This window comes from Albidovulum salinarum, assembly GCF_025673475.1.
GTDB lineage: Bacteria > Pseudomonadota > Alphaproteobacteria > Rhodobacterales > Rhodobacteraceae > Albidovulum > Albidovulum salinarum.
Window position 1 is genome coordinate 1 of the sequence record NZ_JAOVQO010000071.1, and the last position, 807, is coordinate 807.

Annotated in this window: 1 protein-coding gene and 1 pseudogene; both read left to right on the forward strand. The window is 63.2% G+C overall.

All coding sequences use genetic code 11. The annotated features are described in order from the left end of the window. Positions 1–383 (forward strand): transposase (locus OEZ60_RS22165; protein ID WP_263341048.1); only part of this gene is annotated, 383 nt, incomplete at its 5' end. Positions 384–700: 317 nt separating this feature from the next. After that, positions 701–807, forward strand: a pseudogene (locus OEZ60_RS22170) (IS5/IS1182 family transposase); the annotation flags it as partial.

The window sequence follows — 807 nt, forward strand, 5'->3', positions numbered from 1 at the left end:
CGGTGCCCGGCATCGGGCCCCTGATCGCCACCGCCATCGCGGTGTTGGCCCCGCCAGCAGAGACATTCCGCCGCGGTCGTGACTTCGCCGCCTGGCTCGGCCTCGTGCCGCGACAACACTCGACGGGCGGCAAGCAGCGCCTCGGAGCGACGACGAAGATGGGCGAGCGATCATTGCGGCGCCTGCTGATCATCGGCGCCAACAGCGTCATCATCAAGCAGCATGTCCATGCCACCGCCCGGCCGGGCACCTGGCTGGCGGGAATGCTGACACGCAAACCAGCAATGCTGGTGCGCGTCGCCTTGGCCAACAAGATGGCGCGCATCGTCTGGGCTCTGATGGCGAAGGGTGAAGTCTACCGGTCTCCAACTGCGGCGGCGTAAGTCGTCCGGCAGTCGCGAGGACGTCGGAGCGGAAGAAGGCAAGGAGCGGTTTGCCGCAACGATCGTGAGACGGGATCGGGAGAACCAGTGTGCAACAGAGTGCCTACGAGCACGCGGCTTTGATCCGGACCCGACCTTCGAACACCATACGGGCCCGCGGCATGTAGCTGGTCGCATCAGAGGCCGGACACATGTCAGCACCCGACGATGCGCCGAAATCAATCCTGAAGATTCCTCTTGCGCAAGGGGCGGTTACAAATGTTGCATAAATCCCGAGAGGGATTCATCTCGTGAATCCAGCGTGGTAGGTGGGTGGCATGAGCAGACCGACACCCGCGATCTACAAGACTTCGAACTGGCCAGCCTATAACGAAGCGCTCAAGCGCCGTGGGTCGCTGACGATCTGGTTCGACCCCGCGATGAA